Source organism: Cyanobium sp. Copco_Reservoir_LC18 (genome assembly GCF_009834675.1).
GTDB lineage: Bacteria > Cyanobacteriota > Cyanobacteriia > PCC-6307 > Cyanobiaceae > Cyanobium > Cyanobium minutissimum.
Genome location: NZ_ASAC01000014.1, coordinates 23,283 through 46,583 on the forward strand (window position 1 = coordinate 23,283; position 23,301 = coordinate 46,583).

Consider the following 23,301-nt stretch of genomic DNA (forward strand, 5'->3'; position numbering starts at 1 on the left):
CCCTTGCCTCAGCCCATCAGGTGGGTGTCGGTCCAGGCGAGCATGCGGCTGACCCCGTCGCGGCAGGAGATGGCCGGCGACCAGCCGAGCAGGCGCCGGGCCTTGGTGATATCGGCGATGAAGCAGTCCTGGTCGCTGGCGCGGCGGGGGGTGGGGGTGAACACCAGCGGCGGAATGGCCAGCAGCTCGGCGAGCAGGGCGAACAGCTCCAGCAGGCTGAGGGAGTTGGCGGCACCGCCGCCGATGTTGAAGATCTCGCCGGTCATCCGCTGCCGGTGCTCGAAGGCGGCCCGGTAGAGGCGGATCAGGTCGTCGGCGTGGAGCACGTCACGCACCTGCTTGCCGGTGCCGGCGATGGTGAAGGGTTCGGGGGCCAGGCCCGCCTGATGGGCACGCTTCTGCTCGATCGCCTTCTGGCAGAACCAGCCCACCCAGCCCTGGTCGAAGGAAGCGAACTGGCGGCCGCCGAAGATCGAGGAGTGGCGGAACACCACCGTTTTCAGGCCGTAGACCCGGGCCCAGTCGCGCACGTACTGATCCGCCGCCCCCTTGGAGCAGCCGTAGGGGGTGGAGAAGTCCAGCCCCAGGGACTCATCGAGGCCGTCGGGATGGTCGGGAAGGCGGTAGCGGGTGGGGGTCTCCTCGTAGCGGAGCCCTTCGAGATCGCCGTAGACCTTGTTGGTGCTGCTGTAGGCGATCAGGGCCTCCGGGGAGAGGGCCCGGGCGGCCTCAAGCACGGCGAAGGTGCCGAGCACGTTGGTCTGCAGGTCGCGGGCGGGATCGGTCAGGGAGGTGGTCATGGCCACCTGGCCGCCCACATGGCAGATGTAGTCGAAGGGGGCGTGGCGGCGGAACACGGCCAGCACGGCCTCGGCCTCGGCCAGGTCGGCCTGGATGAAATGGAAGCGGCCCGGGGCGGCCTGCTGCTCCAGCCAGGCCAGGTTGGCCGCCGAACCGCGCCGGAACAGGGCATCCACCACGATCACCTCGGCCCCTTCCTGCAGGTAGGAGGCGGCGAGGTTCGATCCCAGAAAGCCGCAACCGCCGGTGATCAGGACCTTCATCGACATCAGGGCAGAGGGGGCGCGGGGAGCCTCAAACCAGCCAGGTCCGGAACGTATCGCTCGATCTGATCGGGGCGGTCGGGAAGCACACCGGGGCGCAATCTACCGGTCGCCCCCAGGCGCTCCCATTCCGCTTCGGCGAAGGCCAGCAGGCTGGTGGCGGCGCCCGAGCCGATGTTCACCACCAGGGGCGCGCCGGCGGCCACATCGGGCCGCGCGCAGGCCGCCAGCAGGTGGTCGGACACCTCGGCGACGGGGATGAAATCGCTGACCTGGCGGCCGGAGGTCATCGGGAAGTCGTCGCCGGAGCGGGCCGCACGGCGCAGGGAGGGCCAGAAGTTGCCCTCGAACTGGCCCTCGCCGTAGGCCGAGAAGATGCGGCCGTAGAACAGCTCCAGCCCCTCGGCGATGGCGAAGGCCCGCAGCAGCTGGAAGGCGGCCGCCTTGCTGGCGCCGTAGGGGCTCAGGGGTTCCAGGGGGGCATCGGGGGGAATGGCATCCAAACGGCGGGCGGCGTTGCCGTACTCGTGGCTGCTGCCGGCCACGACGCAGCGGCGCACGCCCGCTGCCGCTGCCCGCTCCAGCAGCCGCAGGCTGCCGGCCACATTGGCCTGCACCAGCTCCTCCCAGCTGGCGGGCTTGGGACTCACCCCGGCCGAGGCCAGGTGCAGCACCGCCTCCACGCCCTCCAGCGCCGGGGCCTCCAGGCTGGCCAGATCGCCCTGGCACCATTCGGGCTCACCGGGCAGGGGGATCACCGGAGCGGAGGCGGGGCTGCGGCGCAGGGCCCGCACCTGGTGGCCCGCCGCCAGGGCCGCCGCCAGCACATGGGAGCCGATGAAGCCGGTGCCGCCGGTGAGGAACAGCCTCATCGGCTGCGGCAGAAGTCGAGGATCACCTCGATCTCCTTCGCCAGCATCGGAGCGGTGAGGCCGGGGTAGGTGCCCAGGAACAGGGTGTCGACCATGATCGCGTCGGCGCCGGCCAGGTCGCCCACCACCCGCAGGGCGTCGGGGCGGTCGGCGCGCAGCTGCACGAAGGCCGGCTGACGCACCAGGTTGCCGCCGAACAGCATGCGGTTGCCGATGCGGTGGGCATCGAGCTCGCGGGCCAGGTCGGTGCGGCGGAAGGGGGCGTCGGGTTTGACGGAGATCTTGAAGCCGAACCAGGAGCAGTCGCTGCGGCAGCCCGTGGCATCCCAGGAGAAGCCGCCCTGCGGATCCCAGCCGGTGGCGTGGGTGGGCAGGGAGAACTCCAGCACGGACTCGGTGGGCACCAGCCCCTCGCGCAGGGTCTGCCAGTTGCGCTTGCGGGCCTCGATGAACTCGGGGAGGCGGCGCAGCTGCACCCGGCCGATGGCGGCTTGGGGATCGAGCGGTTTGAGGTTGAAGCCGAGGTGGCTGTAGATGTACTTGTGGTCGTAGCCGGCGGGCAGCTCGCCCAGCTGCCAGTCGAAGCGCTTGCCGCAGGTGTCGTCCTTGCCGGAGGGGCACCAGCAGTCGCGGCCCCAGTCGCGGAAGCTCTCGGCCACCACCTTGAGCTTCTGGTCGCGGACGATGTTCACCGCGCCGCCCTCGCCCATGGTGAGGTGGTGGGGCGGATAGAAGCTCTGGGTGCTGATGTCGCCCCAGGTGCCGGTCCAGCGGATGACGCGGTCGGGGCCCTCATCGAGGCCGGGGCTGTTGGTGGTGAAGCCGAGGGATTCGGCCAGCTCCCGGGGCATGGAATAGGAGCACCCCAGGGCGTCGCAGTTGTCTTCGACGAGCCAGAGGTCGTGGGCACGGCAGAAGCGCAGCACCGCCGCCAGATCGAAGGGGTTGCCCAGGGCGTGGGCCATCATCACGGCCTTGGTGACGCCGGGCCGGTAGGCGGCCTCGAGCTGGTCACAGCGGGCGTTGCCGGTGACCGGATCGGCGTCGATGAACACCGGCACGGCGCCCACCTGCAGGATCGGCGCGACGGTGGTGGGGAAGCCGGCCGCCACGGTGATCACCTCATCGCCCGGGCGCAGGCGCCGCTCGGCGGGCAGGCGGTGGGAGGTGAGGGCCGAGATGGCCACCAGGTTGGCGGAGGAGCCGGAATTGACCAGCAGGCTGTGGCGCACCCCGAGGAAGGCCGCCAGCTCGCTCTCCATGGCGGCGCCTTCGGTGCCGAGGGTGAGCCAGAAATCGAGGGTGGTACCCACGGCCGCTTCCACCTCGTCTTCGGTGAAGACGCGGCCGGCGTAGGGGATCGTCTGGCCGTCGGCGTGGGGGGTGCGATCCGGGTCATCGCCGGGGCGATAGGCGGCGTGGGCGCGGCGGGCGTAGTCGCGGGTGAGCCGCAGGATCTCCTGCTTGAGCTGGTCGAGGTCGGCGGTCATGGGGTGGATCGGCCCGGCGGCAGAGGAGCGAGATAGGCGGTGAGGTCGTCGAGGCAGCAGGCCAGCGGGTCGTCGCCCGCCTCGATCACGCGGCGATACCACTGAAGCGTGCGGGCGGTGGTGGTCGCGAAGTCCCAGCGGGGCGACCAGCCGAGGCGGTGGTGGGCCTTGTCGATCACCAGATTCAACAGGCCGGCCTCGTGGGGGGCGCTGGGATCGGAGGCATCGATCCAGGTGCCGGGCCAGTGGACAAGGGCCTGCTCCACCAGCTCCCGCACGGGCCGGTTGGCCTCCAGCTGGGGCCCGAAGTTGAAGGCCTCGGCCATCGCCAGCCCAGCGGAGGGCTCGGCAAGGGCCTCGGCCAGGGCCAGGTAGCCGCCGAGGGGTTCGAGCACGTGCTGCCAGGGGCGGGTGGCGGCGGGGTTGCGCAGGGTGATGGGCTCGCCGGCGCGCAGGGAGCGGACGGTGTCGGGAATGATGCGGTCGGCGGCCCAGTCGCCGCCGCCGATGACGTTGCCGGCCCGGGCGCTGGCGATGCGCAGGTGGGGTGACTGGTGGGGCAGGGGGCCGCAGTAGCTGGCGCGCCATGAGCTGATGGCCAGCTCGGCGGCGGCCTTGCTGCTGCTGTAGGGGTCGTGGCCGCCGAGGGGGTCGTTCTCCCGGTAGCCGTAGAGCCACTCGTTGTTGCGGTACACCTTGTCGGTGGTGATCAGCACCGCGGCGCAGGGATGGGCCAGGGGGCGCAGGGCCTCCATCAGGTGGATGGTGCCCATCACGTTCGTTTCCCAGGTGAGCACCGGCTCGGCGTAGCTGCGGCGCACCAGGGGCTGGGCGGCCAGGTGCAGCACCACCTCCGGCTGGACGGCGGCCACCAGCTCGCGCAGGGCGGCCGGATCACGCAGGTCGCCGATGTGGTGATCGAGGCGGGAGGCGAGGCCCAGCTGGTCGAACAGGGAGGGGTCGGTGTCCGGCGCCAGGGCGAAGCCGGTGACGCGGGCGCCGAGTTCGCAGAGCCAGAGGGCCAGCCAGCTGCCCTTGAAGCCGGTGTGGCCGGTGAGCAGGACGCGCCTGCCCTGCCAGAAGGCGGGGCTGATCATGGTCAGCTCCAGACCTTCCAGGGGGCGCGGCCCTGCTGCCAGAGGTCCTCCAGGCGCTGGCGGTCGCGCAGGGTGTCCATGGGCTGCCAGAAGCCGCGGTGCTTGAAGGAGCTGAGCTGGCCCTGGGTGGCCAGGGCCTTGAGGGGGGCCTGCTCCCAGACGCACTGGTCGCCGTCGACCAGGTCGATCACGGCGGGCTCGAGCACGAAGAAGCCGCCGTTGATCCAGGCGTTATCGCCGTCGGGCTTCTCCTCGAAATCGGCCACCGCATCGCCCTCAAGGTGCAGGGCGCCGTAGCGGCCGGGGGGCTGGACGGCGGTGAGGGTGGCCTGCAGGCCCTCGCGGCGGTGGTGGGCGATCAGGGCGGTGATGTCCACATCGGCAACGCCGTCGCCGTAGGTGAAGCAGAAGGATTCCCCCGGCGGCAGGTAGCTGCGCACCCGGGCCAGCCGGCCGCCGGTGAGGGTGGCATCGCCGGTGTCGACCAGCGTGACCTTCCAGGGTTCGGCCTTCTGGCGGTGCACTTCCATGTGGTTGAGATCCATATGGAAGGTGACATCACTGGTGTGCAGGAAATAGTTGGCGAAGTATTCCTTGATCACATAACCCTTGTAGCCGCAACAGATGATGAAATCGTTGATGCCGTGGTGGCTGTAGATCTTGAGGATGTGCCACAGGATCGGCTTGCCACCGATCTCCACCATCGGCTTGGGCCGCAGGTGGGTCTCCTCCGCGAGTCGGGTGCCCAGTCCACCGGCCAGGATGACGGCTTTCATCAGGCAGCAACGGGCCAGGCAGGCGGCGGCAACCTAGCAAAGGCGCTCCACGGCTCCAGTCCCAGACAGGCCGGGGGCTCCGGTGGCTGCCGGGGGCTCAGGCGGACCGGCGAAACACGACAGTTTCCTAAGCCCCCAGGCAAGCCCAGAAGCCCCTGGCCAGGATGAAAATCGTTTCCAGCACTGGTCTGTGGCCGCGCGAAGCAAGAAGCTGACGCTGGCCGAGGTGAAGGCGCTGATCCAGACGCTCCTGGGCCAGCCGGAGCTGGGCGAGGCCGATCTGCTCTCCTTCGCGCAGACGATCAACGGGGGAGCGTTCAAGGATCCGCCGCCACCGAAGCCCAAGCCCCCCACCGCCACCGAGATCAAGAGCAAGGTGCTGGCGCATTTCAGGTGCAAGACCGTCACCCAGCTGCGCAAGGACAAGAACTTCCAGCTGTCGATGACGGGCGAAGAGGTGGCGCTGAAAACCAAGGACGACTGGCTGGTGCTCTACCGGCGCTTCATCGGCATTCCGGCCAATGAGAGAAACCTTGAGGACGGACCCACCGTGATCAACGGCATCGACGTGCTGCAGCACTTCCGGCCCTGGGTGGTGTTCGGCCTCGACCCGAAGACCGCCACCGCCGATGAGGTGCGCGAAGCGTTCCGAAGGCTGATCCAGCAGCACCACCCAGACCACGGCGGCGATCCCCGCGTGGCGGAACGCCTGCAGACGATGAAGGACTCGATCCTCCCCCTCCTGCATTCAAGCCATGCGTGATCTACTGACGGCCAAGGAAACGGCAGGGATTCTCCGGAAACGCGTCAACAGCCTCTATAAGATCGTGGAGGCGTTTGACGCCAACGCTGATGACGAATGGGAGTTGGTAGAGGGCGAGCATTTCGAGTACGCCGGTCCCCCTGTGCCTGGAGACAACGGCCGGCGGCCACGACATTTCACTGAGGAGGGCGTGGAGGCCCTGGCCCGTTACATCGAGGCCACAGAGAAAACGGGGGTGCTCGGCTGGTTCCGCAAGCGGCTGCTTAAGGAGACTCAAAAGCGACAGCTACTCCTAGTATCAAGACGGATCACCCAGGAGTTCATCGAGGCCGGCGGCACACTGGAGATCCGTGGGGATCTGGCCTTTGTGAGCCGGAAAACCACCGTGGGCATCCTGCAGACCAACTACCTGGGGCTGAATAACTCCTGGAACCGGCTGCGCACCGCCGGCACGGAAGAGGGGGAGGAAGCCCTGGAGATCGGGAAAGACTTCATGCAAAGTGACGAGCGCCAGGTGCTGATCAGCCAACGGGGGATCGCCCGCGTTGCCCGCGATATGCGGACCAACAGCCGCATCACCAAGACGCGCCAAGCCTGGATCGAAGCGGTAGGAGAGGTAGTGGAGTCCTGTTTCAAGTCCGAGATCCGCCACCTCACCGACGGTGTGGACCGAGCGAAAAAGCGAGCCAAGGCAGCTGCGAGCCATCGTTGCGAGATTACAGGTGAATACTCAAAGGCCTACCGAAAGATCGACCTCGATGGACACCATCTATTCGACCGCCAAAGTCGCCCCGATTTGGCGGACTTGCCCGAGAACATTCTCGTGTTGGTTCCTGAACTACACCGGGAGTTCCATAGCTGGAAAAGTGGACCCTGCAGCCCAAAAGATGTGCTGGTATTCATTGACACCGTCCGGGCAGATCTGTTCGATCCGGTAAATTCACGCCACATGAAGCGACTCAGGACGCTGACTCACCGGCTTCAGCGGTTCCAAAGTGACCAAGAGGCACAAAAGATTAGGTATCACCGGAAGTGAAAGATTTCCTGCATATTACTTCGGTGGATGGCCATTCTTTTGCTTTCCTCGCACATAGACAGCCTTGTTTCTTCGCTCCGTCTCGAACAAGTCAATCGCCTCAAAAAGGCCACTGAGCTTGGCATAGCCATAGTTGCGAGGGTCAAACGACGTTTGATTGGCGATGTGCGCACCCACTGGAGATAGATTCGACCAGCCATCATCATCGGCAGCACTGGATACTGCGCTCCGCAACAAATTGATGAGTCTAGTATCTTGCTTCAACTCCTTGCCGGACTTCTTGATGCTCATTGATGGCATAGAAGCTTCAGCAGAAATCGTCGTCTGATCGATCGTCTCTAGGTACAAAAAAGTCGAGCAGGCGTAAACAAAAGGTAATGGTGTCTTTTTCTCACCAAAGCCATAGACTTTCAAGCCGCTGGTGAGGATTCTCATGACCAGCGGAGTAAAGTCACTGTCGCTCGAAACAATCGCAAAGGCATCCAGCTTTTGGGTATACAGTAAGTCCATGGCATCGATAATCATGGCTGCGTCAGTGGCATTCTTGCCCTTGGTGAGGTCAAACTGCTGAACTGGGCAAATCGCATACTCCTGCAAGCACTCTTCCCAGGATTTCAAGGTTGGGTTCTTCCAATTTCCATAGGCCTTGCGAATATTGGCAATTCCATATTTTGCAATTTCGGAGATAATGGCTGAGATTTTGGCGGCTGGCGCATTGTCTGCGTCAATGAGCAACGCGATCTTGGATTCAGTAGTCTGCATCACTTTCGTGCGCTGGAGGCCAATCGCTTTTAGGCACTCTATTCATGCCAGCCTCTGCTGGCACGGCATTAATCCGAACTCGTCAACGCCGTGGTAAGCGGCGTTCAGCATGGAGCGGCTGATCGGACGAACAAAGCGTAGCCATGCCGAGTAGATGCGTAGTGCTGAAGGTCCGAGTGAGCCGCAGGCAAACGACTTGACCACATTGTTAGCCTTTATCGGCAGACGAAAATCTCAAACGCCCACTCCAGCTCTTCTTGCCCACAATTACTTTCGAACAAACAGCCTCAATCTCATCGATCACGCTTTGTATTCTCGGTTCAATCGGATCTTCTTCGCCCCCAACTCCCCAGAAGATTTCTTCGAACTCCACGATTTGATTGAAGTGCTTATCGCGGTCCGCCTTCGTTCGAAAATGATCTCGGGGCCAAAGGCGAGCCAGCATACGTGCGGCCTGAAAAAGATCATTCTCAATATTTCGAAGATCTTCGAACGGCTTCGCTTGTTCTTTCCCAATAAGCGCCATGAATCGATATCGCATGGCGTGGATCTTATTGAACAGCTCGCTATTCCTTTCGTACCGAACAAAGATCAAGCTCGCATTCCGCCTGGCGGTGAACACATTCTCAGGCTCTCCTTCTCCTCGCTCGATAGCATCTAGTTCGCCACTGAAGCTCACCGGATGGCGCATGCCTGCAATTGCGTCGCGAGCCTCATAGAAGAGAGCAAGAGCATCTTCTGCCAACTCAATTTGGCGCTTGCCACGGTGCTCACGCCTCCAAGAGTTGATACCGTAGATTGCGGCCCAGATACCCACAAGTATAGATATCTGCTCAATAAACTTGACAAATTGTTCCATACTCTTCTTCGAAACTAACTAGTTCTTTTGCGGTTCCGTGAACCAGAATCAGCGGGGAGGCCCATTCCCCATAAACCAGCTGAGTTGCAAGCAAACAGTCGCTTAACTCCTTCGCCTCCAATGACAATCTAACCAGTAAGGCAAACCGCTGCCTTGGATAACGTGTCCGCGAACCACTTTTGTCCTCAGCCACAGCAGAGCGAGAAGTGTGAAACCTCAGGGATGCCCCATCGGCAACCCCTCAGCTTTCCCGCAGGCCGCCGAGCAGGTTGGCAACCTGGGGCAGGACTTGTCTTCTTCAGCAGTTGCTTGGCCAGGCCGGAGCGGCTGCCGGAGAGGCAATGCATCACCTCATCAGAGCTCACGTCCACCAGCATTTGGACCTCGCGGCGGTCGACCACCCAGGCCACCATCGGCGATGCGGATCGGATGAGAGAGATGCAGGTTCTCCGTGGAGCCCAAGAAGTCGCGCTCGCCTGCCTTGCCCCCGAGACTGCCACCGTCCCTCAGCCCAGAAGCCCCGCCAGCGCGTCGCCGCACTCCTCATGGGCGCCCAGGCGGCCCGGCAGGTGCTCCACCCGATTGGCCACGGCCGCCAGGGCCCGCATCTGGGCCAGCGACTTCGGCGGCGACTGATCGGCCACCACCACCGTCAGGGGCGTCTCCAGGCCCCGGGCCGCCCGCAGCCAGCCCTCGGGGTCGCCGTAGGGATCCAGGCCGCCGGTGACGAAGGCGGCGCTGGCGAAGCGGGCGCCGGGCTGGCGGGCGATGCGCTGCCGCTCGCTGATCCCCTGCGGCGTCAGTCCCGGGCCGGCCACATCCACATGGCGCCGGCTCATCCAGACGAGCACGCTTCGGGTGGTGTTGAGCCGGTAGAGGAGCGGGCCCAGCACCGGCGCCTCCACCAGGCCCCGTAGCAGCGGGAAGGCCCGGCTGTGGCGGCCGGCCATGGTGGGGAAGGGCCCCCGCCAGGTGGGGGCCACCAGCCACCTTTCCCGGAAGGCCAGGCCATGGCGCTCCGAGGCCAACAGGGCGATGCCGGCGGCGTGGCCGGCGGCGATCAGGCCGCAGTCGGCCGGGCAGACCTCACGCCGGAGATCGGCCAGGAACCGGGCGAGGAGCTCGGCGTCGTAGGCCAGGGGCGGCCGGTCGCTGTCGCCGAAGCCCGGCCAGTCGACGCGGATCCAGCGGGGGCGCCGGGAAGGATCCGGCTGCCGTGCGTCGATGGACGCGCAGAAGGGCTGCCACTCCCTCTGGCTGGAGATCGTGCTCAGGGCAGGCAGGAGCAGCCACGCGGGTCCGGAGCCGCTGCCGTCGCTGACGGCGATGCCGATCTCCCGACCGGCGTGCCGCCAGAGCCAGCGGCTGCAGCGTTGGGGATCGGCGCTGGCGACGGCAGGGGACACGGCCAAATCGGGCATCTGAGTACATGTATACAATCCATCCAGCGATCCCCGAGCGTCGATGGCCGCCAAGCGCTGCACCTCCAGCCGCGAGGGCAAGGTGCTGCTCTCCTGCTGGATCAGCGAAGACCTGCGCATGGAGCTCGATCGGATCTGGGCCGCCCAGGGGCTGCGTCCCCACGGCCGCACCCAGCAGGGGATGGAGCGGATGATCGCCTCCTACCTCGCCTCCCAGCAGGAGGCCTGAGCCCGTGGGAGGCGCTGGCCAGGGGGCGACGTTCTAAGCCTTGTCGAGCCCCAGCGCGGTCCGGCGTTCCACCATGGAATCCTGCAGGGCTTTCACCGTTGCCGGCGATCGCACGGCCTCGATCGACCGAATCTTGATGTGCCGCAGCCGGGCGCCCGTTCCCTCCAGGGTTGGATGCGAATCGGCAATGCTGGCGCCGTGATAGAAGCCGAGGTTGGCATAGCTCTTCTGGGGCATGATGTACGCATAGGCTTCCGACATCTTCTTCTCCCCGAAGCCATAGGCCACCGATGGCTCACCCGGGCGAGGCACCTCGACGCTGTCCGGATGGAGTTCCTCGATGAGCGCTCTCAGGGCCTGGCAGATCAAACGCACATCCTGCGGCGCCGATGCCAGAACATCCTCAAACGTGCCCAGCCTGTTGATGCTTTTCACAGGAGCTCCAGGCCCAGCAGGACGATCACCTGATGGGCCATGGGCCGCGCCCCCGGCTCAGACCGCCGCCGGCTCGCCTTTGGCCTTCTTCTGTTCGGCCAGCACCTGCTCCAGACCCTCGATGTCCTCGTCGGTGATCTTGGTCTGCATCGGGCAGTGCTTGGGACCGCACATCGAGCAGAACTCGGCCTGCTTGTAGATGTCGGCGGGCAGGGTTTCGTCGTGGTACTCGCGGGCCCGCTCCGGATCCAGGCTGAGATCGAACTGCTTGTTCCAGTCGAAGGCGTAACGGGCCCGGCTCAGCTCGTCGTCGCGGTCGCGGGCGCCGGGGCGGTGGCGGGCGATGTCGGCGGCATGGGCGGCGATCTTGTAGGCGATCAGGCCCTCGCGCACGTCTTCGGCGTTGGGCAGGCCCAGGTGTTCCTTCGGCGTCACGTAGCAGAGCATCGCCGTGCCGTGCCAGCCGGCCAGGGCGGCGCCGATGGCGCTGGTGATGTGGTCGTAGCCGGGGGCGATGTCCGTCACCAGCGGACCGAGCACGTAGAAGGGGGCCTCGCTGCACTCCTCCATCTGCTTCTTGACGTTGAACTCGATCTGGTCCATCGGCACATGGCCCGGACCCTCCACCATCACCTGCACATCGTGCTTCCAGGCGCGGCGGGTGAGTTCACCCAGGGTCTTCAGTTCCGCCAGCTGGGCCGCATCCGACGCATCGTGCTGGCAGCCCGGCCGGAGCGAATCCCCCAGGGAGAAGCTGCAGTCGTAGCGCTTGAAGATCTCGCAGATGTCCTCGAAGCGGGTGAACAGCGGGTTCTGGCGGTGGTGGTACAGCATCCACTGGGCCAGGATGCCGCCGCCGCGGCTGACGATGCCGGTGAGCCGGCCCTTCACCAGCGGCAGGTGCTCGATCAGCAGGCCCGCATGGATCGTCTGGTAGTCGACGCCCTGCTGGCAGTGCTTCTCGATCACATGCAGGAAGTCGTCCTCATCGAGCTTCTCGATCATCCCATGCACGCTCTCCAGCGCCTGGTACACGGGCACCGTGCCGATCGGCACCGTGGAGGCGTTGATGATCGCCGTGCGCACCTCATCGAGGTTCACCCCGCCGGTAGAGAGGTCCATCACCGTGTCGGCGCCGTACTTCACCGCCAGCTTCAGCTTCGCCACCTCCTCGTCGAGATCGGAGGCGTTGGGGGAGGCGCCGATGTTGGCGTTCACCTTGCACCTGGACGCAATGCCGATCGCCATCGGCTCCAGGTTCGGGTGCTCGATATTGGCCGGGATGATCATGCGGCCGCGGGCCACCTCCTCCATCACCAGCGACTCGGGCAGGTTCTCCCGCTTCGCCACGTAGGCCATCTCCTCGGTCACCACCCCCTGGCGGGCGTAGTGGAGCTGGGTGACGTTGGCTTGACCACGACGCTTCTGGATCCAGGCGCTGCGCATGACGGGCTCCGGCAAAGGGGCGGGGGCGCGGCCTGAGATTGGTTTCACGATCCTGTTCCACTTCCCTGCGCCGGCATGACCCGGATCAGGTTCGGAGGGTGTGATCTCAGCCCTGGGCGAAGCGATCGGTGGATCCTGCGCCGGGCACCCCTAGTGACGCCCGAAAGCTAGCAAGGCAGATCGGGGATGGGGCCAGGGCGGAAAGGGGGGAGGGTCAAGGTTGAACGGGGACAGGGCTCCGCAACCATGAATCCTGGCTCTGTACAGGCTGTACAGGTCCGGGAATCGGCGCGGCCGTCAGCCCTGCAGGCCGTCCAGGGCCACGGCCGTCACCCGGTGGTCGCCATCGCCCTGCAAGGCCGCCAGGACCTCGCGGGCCTGGGCCGCCTCCGGCCCCCGGCCCTCGCGCACCAGGCGCCCGAGGATCTCGGCCCCGCCGGCCCGCACCGTGCCGTCGCCATCGGCCACCGCCTCCCGGGCCAGCTCCAGCAGCCAGGCCGGAGGCATGTCCTCCTGCTCGGCCAGGGCCGAGAGGATGCTGCAGCGCACCAGCCACTGGTCGTCGGCCACGAAGGCATCCCGCAGCAGGGGCCAGGCCCGCTCCACCCCGTAGCTGGCCAGGGCGTTGGCCGCCTCGGCGCGCACGTTGGCGTCCTCGTCCTGGCGCACGGACCTCTCCAGGGCCGCCCAGCCCGCTTCGCTGCGCTTCACGCCCAGCCCGGCGCAGGCCAGCGAGCGGATCACGAAGGTGGTCTGCTCCAGCCCCAGCAGCAGCAGCGGGATCGCCGCCTCCGGCTCCACCCCCCGCAGCCCCGCCAGGGCTGGCATGGCCCGGCTCGGATCGCCCGAGGCGATCGCCTGCCGCGCCGCTTCCAGATCGGGGGTGGCGTCACTCACGGGGATCAGGGCGGGGATCCTTCACCTTGGCGCAGCGCGCCGCAGGCTGGGGGTCCCTGGCGCAGGGCCCGCAGCAGCTCGGCCCGGCGCCGCCGCCGCCGGATCCAGCTGGTGGTGAGTAGGCCGGCGCCGATCACCAGGGCGGGCACCGCCGGCAGCCGGTCGGTCCCGTGGCGGGTGAGCAGCACCAGCAGGGCCAGCAGGATCAGCAGCGGCGAGGAGAGCGCCAGCAGCGCCGCCCGGAAGCGGGAGGGCCGACGGCCGCTCAAACCGGCTGCTCCATCCAGCGCAGCAGGCTGAGGGTGAGCACCTTGATGCCCACCTCCAGGCAGCCCTCATCCGGATCGAAGCTGTTGCTGTGCAGGGGCGTGCAGCCCCCCGGCCCGGCCACCCCCAGGCGGAACATGGTGCCGCGGGTGCCCTCCAGCAGCTGGGCGAAGTCCTCGGCCCCCAGCGACGGCTGCTCCAGCCACTGCACCCGGGAGCGGCCCAGCAGCGCCACGGCCGCATCGGCCACCAGCCGGGTGAGCTCCGGGTCGTTGTGCACCGGCGGCGAGATGCAGCGGTAATGCACCCGGGCCTCACCGCCATGGCCCTGGCAGAGCGCATGGACCGTGTCCTCGATCCAGCCCGGCAGCTGGGCGTGCACCTCCAGATCCAGGCAGCGCACCGTGCCCAGCAGCCGCACGTGGTCGGCGATCACGTTGAAGGCCTTGCCCCCTTCGATCAGCCCGAAGCTGACCACCACCGGATGCAGCGGGTCGAGCCGCCGGCTGATCGCCTCCTGCAGCCCGCTCACCACCCGGGCGGCGATCCAGATCGCGTCGGTGCTCTGGTGCGGGCGGGCGCCGTGGCCCCCTTCCCCCAGCACCTCCACCTCCAGCTCCCCCGCCGCGGCCGTGAGGCTGCCGCTGCGCACCCCCACCGTGCCCACCTCCAGGCTCGGAAACACGTGCACGCCGAACAGGGCCTGCACCCCCTCCATCGCCCCGTCGGCCCGCATCCAGGCCGCCCCCTCGGCCGTCTCCTCCGCCGGCTGGAACAGCAGCCGCACCCGGGCCGTGAGCCGATCCGCCATCCCGGCCAGCAGCCGCGCCACCCCCAGACCCACGGTGGTGTGGATGTCGTGGCCGCAGGCATGCATCAGGCCCTGGCGGCTGGAGGCATAGGGCAGCTCGGTGCGCTCCTCGATCGGCAGGGCATCCATGTCGGCGCGCAGGGCCACCAGCGGCGCCCCCACCGGCCCCAGCTCGGCCACCACCCCGGTGCGGCCCACCCCTTCCCGCACCTCCCAGCCCCAGCGCCGCAGCTCCCCGGCCACCAGGGCGGCGGTCTGCTGTTCGTGGCCGCTCAGCTCGGGGTGGCGGTGGATGTGGCGGCGGATCTGGATCAGCTCCGGCAGCAGCGACTGCAGGGTGTCCTCCAGCCCCAGGGCGTCCCAGGTGGCATCAGCCGGGGCGATGGGGGAGACGGACAGCGGGGTCATGGGCGGAGGGGGAGGCCGAGGGGTCGAAGCCGGTTCAGGGGGCCAGGGCCAGGAACTGGGCCAGAGCCTGCACGGGCACGGGCGGCCAGCGCCGTATCTGCAACAGCCATTCTTCCTGCCGGTAGCGGGGATCGAGCCCGGAGGCCGCGGCCCAGTGGCTCTCCGCCTCACCCCGGGCCCCCCGCCGCCACAGCAGCGCCGTCAGGCCGGCGCGGGCATCGGCGAACAGGGGATAGCGGCGGATCAGATCGCGCAGCTGCTTCTCCGCCACCGCGGTGTCCCCCAGCTGGAAGGCGGCCAGGGCGGCGCTGGAGCGGGCCATGGCGAAGCCCGGCCGGGCGGCGGCGGCCGCCTCGAAACAGGCGCGGGCCGCCGGCCAGTCGCCCCGGGAGCCCTCCACGTTGCCCAGGTTGTAGAGGGCGGAGGCATCCTGGGGATTCCGCTCCAGGATCCAGGCGTAGTCGGCGGCGGCCTCCGGCCAGAGGCCCAGGGCCTCCTCGGCGGTGCCGCGGTTGAGGTGGGGGTCGGCGCTGGCGGGCTCCAGGGCGATGGCCCGGTCCTGGTCAGCGATCGCCGCCCGGGCATCCCCCAGGGCCAGCTGCACGTTGCCGCGGTTGCTCCAGGCCGAAGCGTCTTCAGGCGCCAGCGCCACCACCCGGTCCCACAGGGGCAGGGCCTCGCCGAAGTGCCCCTCGCGGCTGGCGGCCAGGGCCTGCTCGAACAGGGCCGGCAGCGACGCCGCCCCCACCGCTGCTCCCGCCCCTGGGCCGCCATCGGCCCGCAGGGCCGGCGGCCAGGCCAGCAGCCCCACCAGCAGCACCAGCAGGGGCAGCACCGCCGCAGCGCGCCGTCTCATGCCGCCACCGCGGACGCACCGTCGAGGTGGGCGCGGCCGGCGGGGGTGACGACCCGCCCCCGGGGCGTGCGCTGCAGGAAGCCCAGCTGCAGCAGGTAGGGCTCCACCACCGCTTCGAGGGTGGCGGGATCCTCCCCCAGCCCCGCCGCCAGGGTTTCCAGCCCCACCGGCCCGCCGCCGTAGGCCTCCAGCATCAGGCCCAGCAGGCGCCGGTCGCTGGCATCCAGGCCCCGCCCGTCCACCCGGTGCAGGGACAGGGCCTCCTCCACCAGTGCCGCATCGATCCGCCCGTGCCCCCCCACCGCCGCCACATCCCGCACCCGGCGCAGCAGCCGGTTGGCGATGCGGGGCGTGCCCCGGCAGCGGCGGGCCACCTCCTGGGCGGCGCAGGGCTGCAGGGACAGCTGCAGCAGGCCGGCGGCCCGCTGCACGATCGCCTCGAGGTCATCGAGGCCGTAGAACTCCAGCCGCTGGATCAGACCGAAGCGATCCCGCAGCGGCGAACTCAGCGAGCCGGCACGGGTGGTGGCCCCCACCAGGGTGAAGGGGGCCACCTCCAGGCTGCGGGTGCGGGCCGTGGTGCCCTTGCCGACGGTGAGGTCGAGGCGGAAGTCCTCCATGGCCGGATACAGGATCTCCTCGGCCACCCGGTTGAGGCGGTGGATCTCATCGATGAACAGCACCTCGCGGGGCTGCAGGTTCACCAGCAGGCCGACGATGTCGCGCGGGCGCTCCAGGGCCGGGGCGCTGGTGATCCGGCAGCGCACCCCCAGCTCCTCGGCCAGCACCAGGGCCATGGTGGTCTTGCCGAGGCCGGGGGGGCCGTAGAGCAGCACGTGGTCGAGGGCCTCCTGGCGGCGGCGGGTGGCCTCCACGGCGATGCGCAGCACCTGCTTGAGCTCGCTCTGGCCGATGTAGTCATCCAGCCGGCGGGGCCGCAGGCCGTCCTCCCGCACGGGGGGCTCCTCCTCGGGCCGGGCGACGGGATCCACCAGCCGTTCCGGCGCCGCCCCGGCTCGCTGGGCCGGGGGGCCGCCTGCGGCCGTTCCTCCCGAAGAGATGATCGCCATAGCTGGAGGGTACCGGCTGCTGCCTAGGGTCGGGGAGCACCCAGGTGATCAGGAACGCGGCGATGGCGAAGGGGCCCGGCAGGAAGGGCGGTGGCGCCAAGGGCGCCGATCCGGCCAACCGGCTGCTGGCCGACAACCGCCTGGCCCGCCACCAGTACGAGATTCTCGAAACCCTCGAGACCGGCATCGAGCTGCTCGGCACCGAGGTGAAATCGATCCGGGCCGGTCAGGTGAACCTGCGCGACGGCTTCTGCCTGATCCGCAACGGCGAGATGCAGCTCCACAACGTCCACATCTCCCCCCACAGCCACGCCGGCAAGTTCTTCAACCACGAGCCGCTGCGGGTGCGCAAACTGCTGGCCCACCGCCGCGAGATCGACAAGCTGCGCGTCGCCCTCGACCAGAAGGGCCTCACCCTGATCCCCCTCAACCTGCACCTCAAGGGCTCCTGGATCAAGATCACCATCGGCCTGGGCAAGGGCCGCAAGCTGCACGACAAGCGCGCGGACGAGAAGAACAAGCAGATCGCCAAGGAGACCCGGGCCGCCGTCGCCCGGCTCTGAAGCCCGGGTTCAGTTGCTGGGCGGTGCGGGCGGCGCCGGTGGGCTGGCGGGGGCCGGGGACGCCGGGGCGGCGGGGGCCGGCGGGGTCCCGGGGGTGGCCGGGGCCGGGGCGGGCGCGCTGTCCTGGGGCTCCTCGGGGGCCGGGGGCGCCTCCGGCGCCGGCGGCGGCGTGGGGGCCGGCGGATCGGCCCGCAGCGACAGGCGGATCAGGGCCGGAGCGACGCCGTCGTTGGTGAGCAGCAGCTGCACCGGCGAGCTCTTCTGGCCATCGATGGTGACCACCCGCAGGGGGCCCCTCGGCTCCAGCTGCGTTCCCCCGGCCGAGTAGACGCTCATCTGCAGCAGCGGCGAGCCGCTGACGCCGAGGGCGAGGCCATGGCCGGCGGGGAGGTGGATCGGGAACAGGCGCGCCCCGCTGGCCGGCACCTCCGCCGACAGCACCTGGGCGGTGCCGGAGGGGGCCTCGATCGGCTCGATCCTGAGGTTCTCCAGCGTCAGTTCGGCGGCGGCATACCAGATCTGGCGGAAGGGTTCCGGCGGCACCGCCTGGGAGGCCCGGCTCGGCAGCAGGTTCTGGACGCTGGCCGACACCAGCTCCCGCAGCACCGCCGGGCTCAGCCCCTGGCGCACGAAGGCGCCCTGCCGCTGCTCCCAGTCGCTGGCGCTGAAGCTGCCCAGCCGGCGGCGCAGGGGCAGGGGCAGCTGCTCCACCCGGGCCAGCCATTCCTCGGCCAGTTCGTTCCACACCCGCCGCAGCGGGGCGTCCTCCAGGGAGTCGGAGGGCAGCCGGCCGTTGCGTTCGGGGTACTGGGCCAGCAGGGCCGCGTCCACCAGGCTCAGGAACCAGGCCCGGTCCACCTGCATCGCCCGCAGGCGGTTGAGCAGCTGCTGGCGCTGGTCCACCTCCGACGGGGGCAGGCTGCTGGGGAGCTCGCTCTGGCCGCCGGGGGCCGGGGCGGCCACCTTGCCGCGGCTCAGCCACCACCAGCCCACCGCCGTGCCGACGACCGCCGAGAGCACCAGGGCGATCAGCACCGGCCAGAAGCCCCCCTCGGCCTCCTCCTCCCGCTCCTCATGGCGGCGCCGCACGCTGTCGATGACGGGAACGGGGGCCGGCGGCGGGGGCACGGTGGCGGCCGTGCGCGGCGGCAGCTGGGGCTCCGCCCGCTCCACGGCCGGCCGGCGGGGCGCTGCCGCGACGTCCGCCGCGATGGCCGCGGCGATCGCCGCCTCGGCGGCGGCAGGGGCTGGTGGCGGTGGCGGCGGCGCGGCCGGGGCAGCCTCGGGCACCAGCACCACCGTGCGGTCGGCCCGCGGCACCGGCCCCATGCTGTCGGGCATCACCGGGGACTGGAACGCCACCAGGGCCTGGCCGGCGGAGGCGAAGCGTTCGTCGGGGTGGCGGCTCAGCAGGCGCTGCAGCTGGCGCAGCAGCTCCGGCTCGTTCTCCAGGGCCGCCGGCCAGCGCCACTGCATCGTGGCCGGATCGAGCAGGCGCTCCGGCCCGTCGCCGCTCAGCAGCACCAGGGACACCACCCCCAGGGCGTGCAGATCCATCCAGGGCTGGGCGGGCTCGCCCCGGGCCAGCTCCGGCGGCGCGTAGCCCGGGGTGGCCCCCAGCAGCCGTTCGCCGCTGGGGCCGCCGGCGCTGCCCCGCACCAGGCCGAAATCCAGCGGCACCGGCAGGCCGTCGCTGTCGCGGCGCAGCAGGTTGGCGGGGCTCAGGTCCCCGTGCAGCAGATCCTGGCTGTGCAGGGCGGCGAGCACCGGCAGCAGCTGGCGCAGCAGCAGCAGCACCTCCCCCGCCCCGAACACCAGCTGGCGCTCGGCGCGCAGCTCCAGCAGCTGCTGGTAGGTGCGGCCCGCCTGCCACTCCCGCACCAGCCAGAGCTGGCCGCCTTCCTCGATCACGGCGCCGATGCGGGGCACCTGGGGGTGGAGCACCCCCTGCAGCCGCGACCACAGCTCCCGGGCCCGGACCTGGTCCTGCTCCGGCCCGATGCGGCGCAGGGCCACGGGCGCATCGGCGGCCAGCTGGTCGCTCGCCTGCCACAGGTCCCCCTGGGGCCCGCCCGCCTCCGCCCCGAGACGGCGCTCCAGCCGGTAGCGGCCGCCGATCACCTGGCCCTGGGCTGCGGTCATGGGATCAGGGCCGCGCCGGTGCGCTGGGGCTGCTCGAGGCCGCGGCCCGCCAGCCACTCCCGGTCGTAGAGGCGGGAGCGGTAGCGATCGCCGCTGTCACACAGCACGGTGACGATGCGATGGCCGGGCCCCAGCCGCCGGGCCGTCTCCACCGCCGCCGCCACGTTGATCCCCACCGAACCCCCCATGAACAGGCCCTCCTGCCACAGCAGGCCATAGATCGTGCGCAGGGCCATGGGGTCATCGATGCGCACCGCGTCGTCGATCGGCGCCCCCTCCAGGTTGGCGGTGACACGGCTGTTGCCGATGCCCTCGGTGATCGAGTTCCCCTCGCTCTTCAGGGTGCCGTCGGTGGCCCAGCTGTAGAGGGCGCTGCCGCAGGGATCGGCCAGGACGCAGCGGACCCTGGGATCCTGCTCCTTGAGATAGAGGGCCACCCCGGCGTAGGTGCCGCCGGTGCCGGTGGCGGCCACCCAGGCATCCAGCCGGCCCCCGGTCTGCTGCCAGATCTCCGGGCCGGTGCTGCCGTAGTGGGCCCGCCGGTTGGCGAGGTTGTCGAACTGGTTGGCCCAGACGGCGCCGGGGGTCTCCTCGGCGATGCGGCCTGAGAGGCGCACATAGTTGGCCGGGTCGCTGTAGGGCACGGCCGGCACCGTGCGCACCTCGGCGCCCAGGCTGCGCAGCAGGCCGATCTTCTCCGCCGACTGGGTCTCGGGGATGACGATCAGGCAGCGGTAGCCGCGGGCATTGCAGAGGTGGGTGAGGCCGATGCCGGTGTTGCCGGCGGTCCCCTCCACCACCGTGCCCCCCGGCTTGAGCAGGCCGCTGGCCTCCGCTTCCTGGAGGATGCCCAGGGCGGCCCTGTCCTTCACCGACCCGCCGGGGTTCATGAATTCCGCCTTGCCCAGGATCTCGCAGCCGGTGAGGGCGCTGAGGGCATGGAGCCGGATGAGCGGTGTCCCGCCGACCGCCCCGCTGAAGCCCTCGGTGATCCCGGTGCTCATGCCGTCGCTGTGGGCTCCCATGCGGCTGGCCTTCTCCATCGCTGCGTGGCCGGATCGTAGGGAACATCCCTATGGTCGGCCCCAGAGATCGGCAGGACCATGGGCTCCAGGGCACACGCGCCGGCGGACATCTCCTGTCTCCTGCAACGTCTCCAGGCGGTCCGCCGGCACAGCGAACAGCTGATCGAGGGACTGGAGCCGGAAGACCTCTGTCTCCAGGGCATGGCCGATGCCAGCCCCGCCAAATGGCACCTGGGGCACACCACCTGGTTCTTCGAGACCTTCCTGCTGGAGCCCCACCTGCCGGGCCACGCGACGCCCGATCGCCGCTGGGGCCATCTCTTCAACTCCTATTACGAGGCGGTCGGCAGCCGCCACCCCCGCCCCGAACGGGGCCTGCTCACCCGGCCGGCCATCGGCGAGGTGCTCGCCTGGCGCCGGCGGGTCGACGCCGGGCTGGAGACGCTGCTGCTGGAGCTGGATCGCCAGCCGGCCGAGGCGGCCGGCCCCCTGCTGGAGCTGGTCGAGCTGGGGCTGCAGCACGAGCAGCAGCACCAGGAACTGCTGCTGATGGATCTGCTCGACGGCTTCAGCCGCAATCCCCTGGAACCCGCCTACGGCGACGAACCCCCCGGCGCCGGGGCAGCGGAGATCACCGGCGGCTGGCGCTCCCACCCCGGCGGGCTGGTGGAGATCGGCCACGCCGGCGGTGGCTTCCACTTCGACAACGAAGCCCCCCGGCACCGCCAGTGGCTGGAGCCCTTCAGCCTCGCCGAAACCCTGGTGTCCAACGAGGCCTACGCCGCCTTCATCGCCGATGACGGCTACCGGCGGCCGGAGTTGTGGATGAGCGAGGGCTGGGCGCTGGTGCAGCAGCGCGGCTGGAGCGCACCGCGCTACTGGCGCGGGGCGTGGGAATTCTCCCTGGCGGGCCGCCGGCCGCGCCATCCTCAGGCCCCCGTGCGGCACCTCAGCTGGTTCGAGGCCGACGCCTTCGCCCGCTGGAGCGGCGGCCGGCTGCCCAGCGAAGCCGAATGGGAGCTGGTGGTGGCGGAGGCGGCCGAGCCGGGTGGCCGCCCCCTGCCCCAGGCCTTCGGCGCCCTGTGGCAATGGACCGCCAGCCCCTACCGGCCCTACCCGGGGTTCCACCCCGCCGCCGGCGCCGTCGGCGAATACAACGGCAAGTTCATGACCTCCCAGTTCGTGCTCCGCGGCAGCTGCTTTCTCACCCCGGCGGGCCACGCCCGCCCCACCTACCGCAACTTCTTCGCCCCCCACTGCCGCTGGATGGCCGCCGGAGTGCGGCTGGCCCGCGATGGCGCTGACGACGGCACCGGCACTCCATGCTGATCGACCTCCATCCCGAGCCGGCCGACATGGCCCGGCTGGTGATCGACGGCATGGCCCGCCACCCCAAGCAGCTGCCGGCCTGGCTGCTGTACGACGCCGAGGGCTCCCGGCTGTTCGAGGCCATCTGCGAGCAGCCGGAATACGGCCTCACCCGCACCGAGACGGCCCTGCTGGAGGCGAAGGCGCCCGAGCTGGCCGCCGCCCTCGGACCCGGGGTGGTGGTGGAATTCGGCGCCGGCAGCGCCCGCAAGGTGAGCCCCCTGCTCGCCGCCCTGGAGCCCGCCGCCTACGTCGCCCTCGACATCAGCGCCGACCACCTGGCCCCCGCCTGCCGGGCCCTGCAGCAACGCCATCCCCACCTGCCGGTGCTCGGCATCTGCTGCGACTACAGCCGCCTGGAGCAGCTGCCCGACCACCCCGCCCTGAAGGGCCACGGCCGGCTGGGCTTCTACCCGGGCAGCTCGATCGGCAACTTCGATCCCGCCGGCGCCCGGGACCTGCTGCGCCAGTTCCGCCGGCTGCTGGGGCCGGGCAGCCGCCTGTTGATCGGCATCGACCAGCCCAAGGCGGTGGAGCGGCTGGAGGCGGCCTACAACGACGCCGCCGGCTGGTCGGAGGCCTTCGCCCGCAACCTGCTGACCCGGCTGAACCGTGATCTGGACGGCGATTTCCACCCCGATGACTTCGACTACCGGGCCTGGTGGGACGCCGGCCGGTCCCGCATCGCCATGGCCCTGGTGAGCCGCCGGGAGCTCACCGTGCAGCTGGCCGGCCGGCCCTGGCCGTTCGCCGCCGGCGAGGCCCTGATCACCGAGTACAGCCACAAGTACGACCCCGGGGCCTTCCTTGCCCTGGCCGCCGGCGCCGGCTGGGTGGGGGCGGGCCGCTGGAGCGATGCCGCCGGCGATTTCGCCCTGCACCTGCTGGTGCAGGCAGACTCGGAGCAGCACCGGAGCGAGCCATGAGCAGGGAGGAGCAGCGCCAGTCCATGCGCGGGGTGCGCGAGGGGCTGATCGAGGAACTCGAGGACCTCTACCGCCGGGCCTTCGACCGCATCGGCGAACAGGACCTGGGGGAGGGGGCCATCGCCCGGCTCACCCAGCTGCTGCTGCGCTCCCGGGAGGCGGCCATCACCCCCCTGCAGGAGGAGATCGAGGCGCCCCTGATCACCCGCGCCCCCGGCGAACCGGTGTCATGAGCAGCAGCTGGCTGGAGGAACTGGAGGCGCGGCTGGACCAGCAGCTGGAGGGCTTCCTGCGCACCAACCCCCAGCAGGAGGAGCTGCTGCGGGAACAGGCCGCCCGCGACCGGCAGCGGCAGCTGCTGGCCGAACGGGTGCGCCTGCGCCAGCAGGCCGAGGAGCAGCGCAAGCAACTGCTGAAGCTGGCCGAGGAGATCCGCCAGTGGCAGGAACGGATCGGCCGGGCCCGGGCCGCCGGCGCCGAGGATCTGGCCGGCCGGGCCGAGCAGCATGTGAGCGGGCTGATGGACCAGGGCCGCCACCGCTGGCGCGCCCTGGCGGATCTGGGCCAGCGCTTCGCCGGCGTGGAGCAGGAGCTGGCCGAGCTCACCAGCCGGCCCCGCCCCGGCGCCGCCCCCACCCCCGACCTGGAGGCCGACTGGGCCCGGTTCGAGGCCCAGCAGGAGCTGCAGGAGCTGAAGCGCCGCAGCCAGCGCTGAACC

The 23,301-nt window shown here is 69.6% G+C and carries 25 protein-coding genes and 1 riboswitch; of the genes, 8 read left to right on the top strand and 17 right to left on the bottom strand.

Translation table 11 applies throughout. The annotated features are described in order from the left end of the window. Positions 1–8: 8 nt before the first annotated feature. From L107_RS07595 to rfbF, 5 genes are read right to left on the bottom strand one after another with little or no spacing between them, the layout of a single operon-like run. Positions 9–1,070, bottom strand: coding sequence for an SDR family NAD(P)-dependent oxidoreductase (locus tag L107_RS07595; RefSeq protein WP_236550571.1), 1,062 nt, complete (start codon positions 1,068–1,070; stop codon positions 9–11). Further along, positions 1,070–1,936 (bottom strand): NAD(P)-dependent oxidoreductase, encoded by an 867-nt coding sequence (locus L107_RS07600; RefSeq protein ID WP_159817591.1) that lies wholly within the window; start codon positions 1,934–1,936, stop codon positions 1,070–1,072. Before L107_RS07600 ends, L107_RS07595 begins: the two co-directional genes overlap by 1 nt. Continuing rightward, positions 1,933–3,426: a lipopolysaccharide biosynthesis protein RfbH gene (rfbH, locus tag L107_RS07605; RefSeq protein WP_159817593.1), complete on the bottom strand. Its 1,494-nt coding sequence runs from the start codon at positions 3,424–3,426 to the stop codon at positions 1,933–1,935. The genes L107_RS07600 and rfbH overlap by 4 nt, the downstream gene beginning before the upstream one ends. Beyond that, a complete protein-coding gene (gene rfbG / locus L107_RS07610; RefSeq protein ID WP_201295837.1) occupies positions 3,423–4,523 on the bottom strand; it encodes a CDP-glucose 4,6-dehydratase in 1,101 nt (366 codons plus the stop codon). The genes rfbH and rfbG overlap by 4 nt, the downstream gene beginning before the upstream one ends. A 2-nt stretch (positions 4,524–4,525) precedes the next feature. Beyond that, on the bottom strand, positions 4,526–5,299 hold the full coding sequence (gene rfbF / locus L107_RS07615; RefSeq protein WP_159817594.1) for a glucose-1-phosphate cytidylyltransferase: 774 nt from the start codon (positions 5,297–5,299) through the stop codon (positions 4,526–4,528). Positions 5,300–5,489: 190 nt separating this feature from the next. On the opposite strand from rfbF, the gene L107_RS07620 reads away from it, so the two are divergent. Together L107_RS07620 and L107_RS07625 are read left to right on the top strand one after the other, a co-directional pair. After that, positions 5,490–6,062: a J domain-containing protein gene (locus L107_RS07620; RefSeq protein ID WP_159817596.1), complete on the top strand. Its 573-nt coding sequence runs from the start codon at positions 5,490–5,492 to the stop codon at positions 6,060–6,062. After that, positions 6,055–7,098: a hypothetical protein gene (locus L107_RS07625; protein ID WP_159817598.1), complete on the top strand. Its 1,044-nt coding sequence runs from the start codon at positions 6,055–6,057 to the stop codon at positions 7,096–7,098. The genes L107_RS07620 and L107_RS07625 overlap by 8 nt, the downstream gene beginning before the upstream one ends. A gap of 15 nt (positions 7,099–7,113) precedes the next feature. Here L107_RS07625 and L107_RS07630 read toward each other — a convergent pair whose 3' ends face one another. The 3 genes from L107_RS07630 to L107_RS07640 form a co-directional block, all read right to left on the bottom strand. Then, positions 7,114–7,860 (bottom strand): NYN domain-containing protein, encoded by a 747-nt coding sequence (locus tag L107_RS07630; RefSeq protein WP_159817600.1) that lies wholly within the window; start codon positions 7,858–7,860, stop codon positions 7,114–7,116. A 208-nt stretch (positions 7,861–8,068) separates the two neighbouring features. Continuing rightward, positions 8,069–8,719 (bottom strand): hypothetical protein, encoded by a 651-nt coding sequence (locus L107_RS07635; RefSeq protein ID WP_159817602.1) that lies wholly within the window; start codon positions 8,717–8,719, stop codon positions 8,069–8,071. 506 nt (positions 8,720–9,225) lie between these two features. Continuing rightward, the gene (locus L107_RS07640; RefSeq protein ID WP_159817604.1) at positions 9,226–10,125 is read right to left on the bottom strand and encodes an alpha/beta fold hydrolase; all 900 of its coding nucleotides are present in this window, start codon (positions 10,123–10,125) and stop codon (positions 9,226–9,228) included. A 58-nt stretch (positions 10,126–10,183) separates the two neighbouring features. Between L107_RS07640 and L107_RS07645 the strand changes: the two genes are divergently transcribed. Continuing rightward, positions 10,184–10,369, top strand: coding sequence for a hypothetical protein (locus tag L107_RS07645; protein WP_159817606.1), 186 nt, complete (start codon positions 10,184–10,186; stop codon positions 10,367–10,369). A gap of 33 nt (positions 10,370–10,402) precedes the next feature. Here L107_RS07645 and L107_RS07650 read toward each other — a convergent pair whose 3' ends face one another. The 7 genes from L107_RS07650 to ruvB all read right to left on the bottom strand — a co-directional run bounded on the left by L107_RS07650 (position 10,403) and on the right by ruvB (position 16,559). Continuing rightward, a complete protein-coding gene (locus tag L107_RS07650; RefSeq protein ID WP_159817608.1) occupies positions 10,403–10,804 on the bottom strand; it encodes a DUF1801 domain-containing protein in 402 nt (133 codons plus the stop codon). Positions 10,805–10,861: 57 nt separating this feature from the next. Then, positions 10,862–12,250: a phosphomethylpyrimidine synthase ThiC gene (gene thiC, locus L107_RS07655; protein ID WP_159818076.1), complete on the bottom strand. Its 1,389-nt coding sequence runs from the start codon at positions 12,248–12,250 to the stop codon at positions 10,862–10,864. A 45-nt stretch (positions 12,251–12,295) separates the two neighbouring features. After that, a riboswitch (TPP riboswitch) is annotated at positions 12,296–12,412 on the bottom strand. Between the two features lie 135 nt (positions 12,413–12,547). Then, positions 12,548–13,153: a HEAT repeat domain-containing protein gene (locus L107_RS07660; RefSeq protein WP_370515462.1), complete on the bottom strand. Its 606-nt coding sequence runs from the start codon at positions 13,151–13,153 to the stop codon at positions 12,548–12,550. Beyond that, positions 13,153–13,416 carry a DUF3188 domain-containing protein gene (locus L107_RS07665; RefSeq protein WP_159817612.1) on the bottom strand — a complete coding sequence of 88 codons (264 nt, stop codon included), beginning with the start codon at positions 13,414–13,416 and terminating at the stop codon, positions 13,153–13,155. Before L107_RS07665 ends, L107_RS07660 begins: the two co-directional genes overlap by 1 nt. Then, positions 13,413–14,633 (bottom strand): amidohydrolase, encoded by a 1,221-nt coding sequence (locus L107_RS07670; protein ID WP_159817614.1) that lies wholly within the window; start codon positions 14,631–14,633, stop codon positions 13,413–13,415. The genes L107_RS07665 and L107_RS07670 overlap by 4 nt, the downstream gene beginning before the upstream one ends. Before the next feature lie 34 nt (positions 14,634–14,667). Beyond that, the gene (locus L107_RS07675; protein WP_201295838.1) at positions 14,668–15,489 is read right to left on the bottom strand and encodes a tetratricopeptide repeat protein; all 822 of its coding nucleotides are present in this window, start codon (positions 15,487–15,489) and stop codon (positions 14,668–14,670) included. Continuing rightward, on the bottom strand, positions 15,486–16,559 hold the full coding sequence (gene ruvB / locus L107_RS07680; protein ID WP_159817616.1) for a Holliday junction branch migration DNA helicase RuvB: 1,074 nt from the start codon (positions 16,557–16,559) through the stop codon (positions 15,486–15,488). The genes L107_RS07675 and ruvB overlap by 4 nt, the downstream gene beginning before the upstream one ends. 62 nt (positions 16,560–16,621) lie before the next feature. On the opposite strand from ruvB, the gene smpB reads away from it, so the two are divergent. Beyond that, the gene (gene smpB / locus L107_RS07685) at positions 16,622–17,122 is read left to right on the top strand and encodes an SsrA-binding protein SmpB (RefSeq protein WP_159817618.1); all 501 of its coding nucleotides are present in this window, start codon (positions 16,622–16,624) and stop codon (positions 17,120–17,122) included. Between the two features lie 9 nt (positions 17,123–17,131). On the opposite strand, the gene L107_RS07690 is transcribed toward smpB, so the two are convergent. Together L107_RS07690 and L107_RS07695 are read right to left on the bottom strand one after the other, a co-directional pair. After that, complete coding sequence (locus tag L107_RS07690; protein WP_159817620.1) at positions 17,132–19,264, bottom strand: serine/threonine protein kinase; 2,133 nt, start codon at positions 19,262–19,264, stop codon at positions 17,132–17,134. After that, positions 19,261–20,307 carry a cysteine synthase A gene (locus L107_RS07695; RefSeq protein ID WP_370515434.1) on the bottom strand — a complete coding sequence of 349 codons (1,047 nt, stop codon included), beginning with the start codon at positions 20,305–20,307 and terminating at the stop codon, positions 19,261–19,263. Before L107_RS07695 ends, L107_RS07690 begins: the two co-directional genes overlap by 4 nt. A 60-nt stretch (positions 20,308–20,367) precedes the next feature. On the opposite strand from L107_RS07695, the gene egtB reads away from it, so the two are divergent. From egtB to L107_RS07715, 4 genes are read left to right on the top strand one after another with little or no spacing between them, the layout of a single operon-like run. Then, positions 20,368–21,618, top strand: a complete 1,251-nt coding sequence (gene egtB, locus L107_RS07700) for an ergothioneine biosynthesis protein EgtB (protein WP_159817622.1) — start codon at positions 20,368–20,370, stop codon at positions 21,616–21,618. Continuing rightward, the gene (gene egtD, locus L107_RS07705; RefSeq protein ID WP_159817624.1) at positions 21,612–22,583 is read left to right on the top strand and encodes an L-histidine N(alpha)-methyltransferase; all 972 of its coding nucleotides are present in this window, start codon (positions 21,612–21,614) and stop codon (positions 22,581–22,583) included. Before egtB ends, egtD begins: the two co-directional genes overlap by 7 nt. Continuing rightward, the gene (locus L107_RS07710) at positions 22,580–22,816 is read left to right on the top strand and encodes a hercynine metabolism small protein (protein WP_159817626.1); all 237 of its coding nucleotides are present in this window, start codon (positions 22,580–22,582) and stop codon (positions 22,814–22,816) included. Before egtD ends, L107_RS07710 begins: the two co-directional genes overlap by 4 nt. Beyond that, positions 22,813–23,298, top strand: a complete 486-nt coding sequence (locus tag L107_RS07715) for a hercynine metabolism protein (RefSeq protein ID WP_159817628.1) — start codon at positions 22,813–22,815, stop codon at positions 23,296–23,298. The genes L107_RS07710 and L107_RS07715 overlap by 4 nt, the downstream gene beginning before the upstream one ends. The last annotated feature ends 3 nt before the right edge of the window (positions 23,299–23,301 follow it).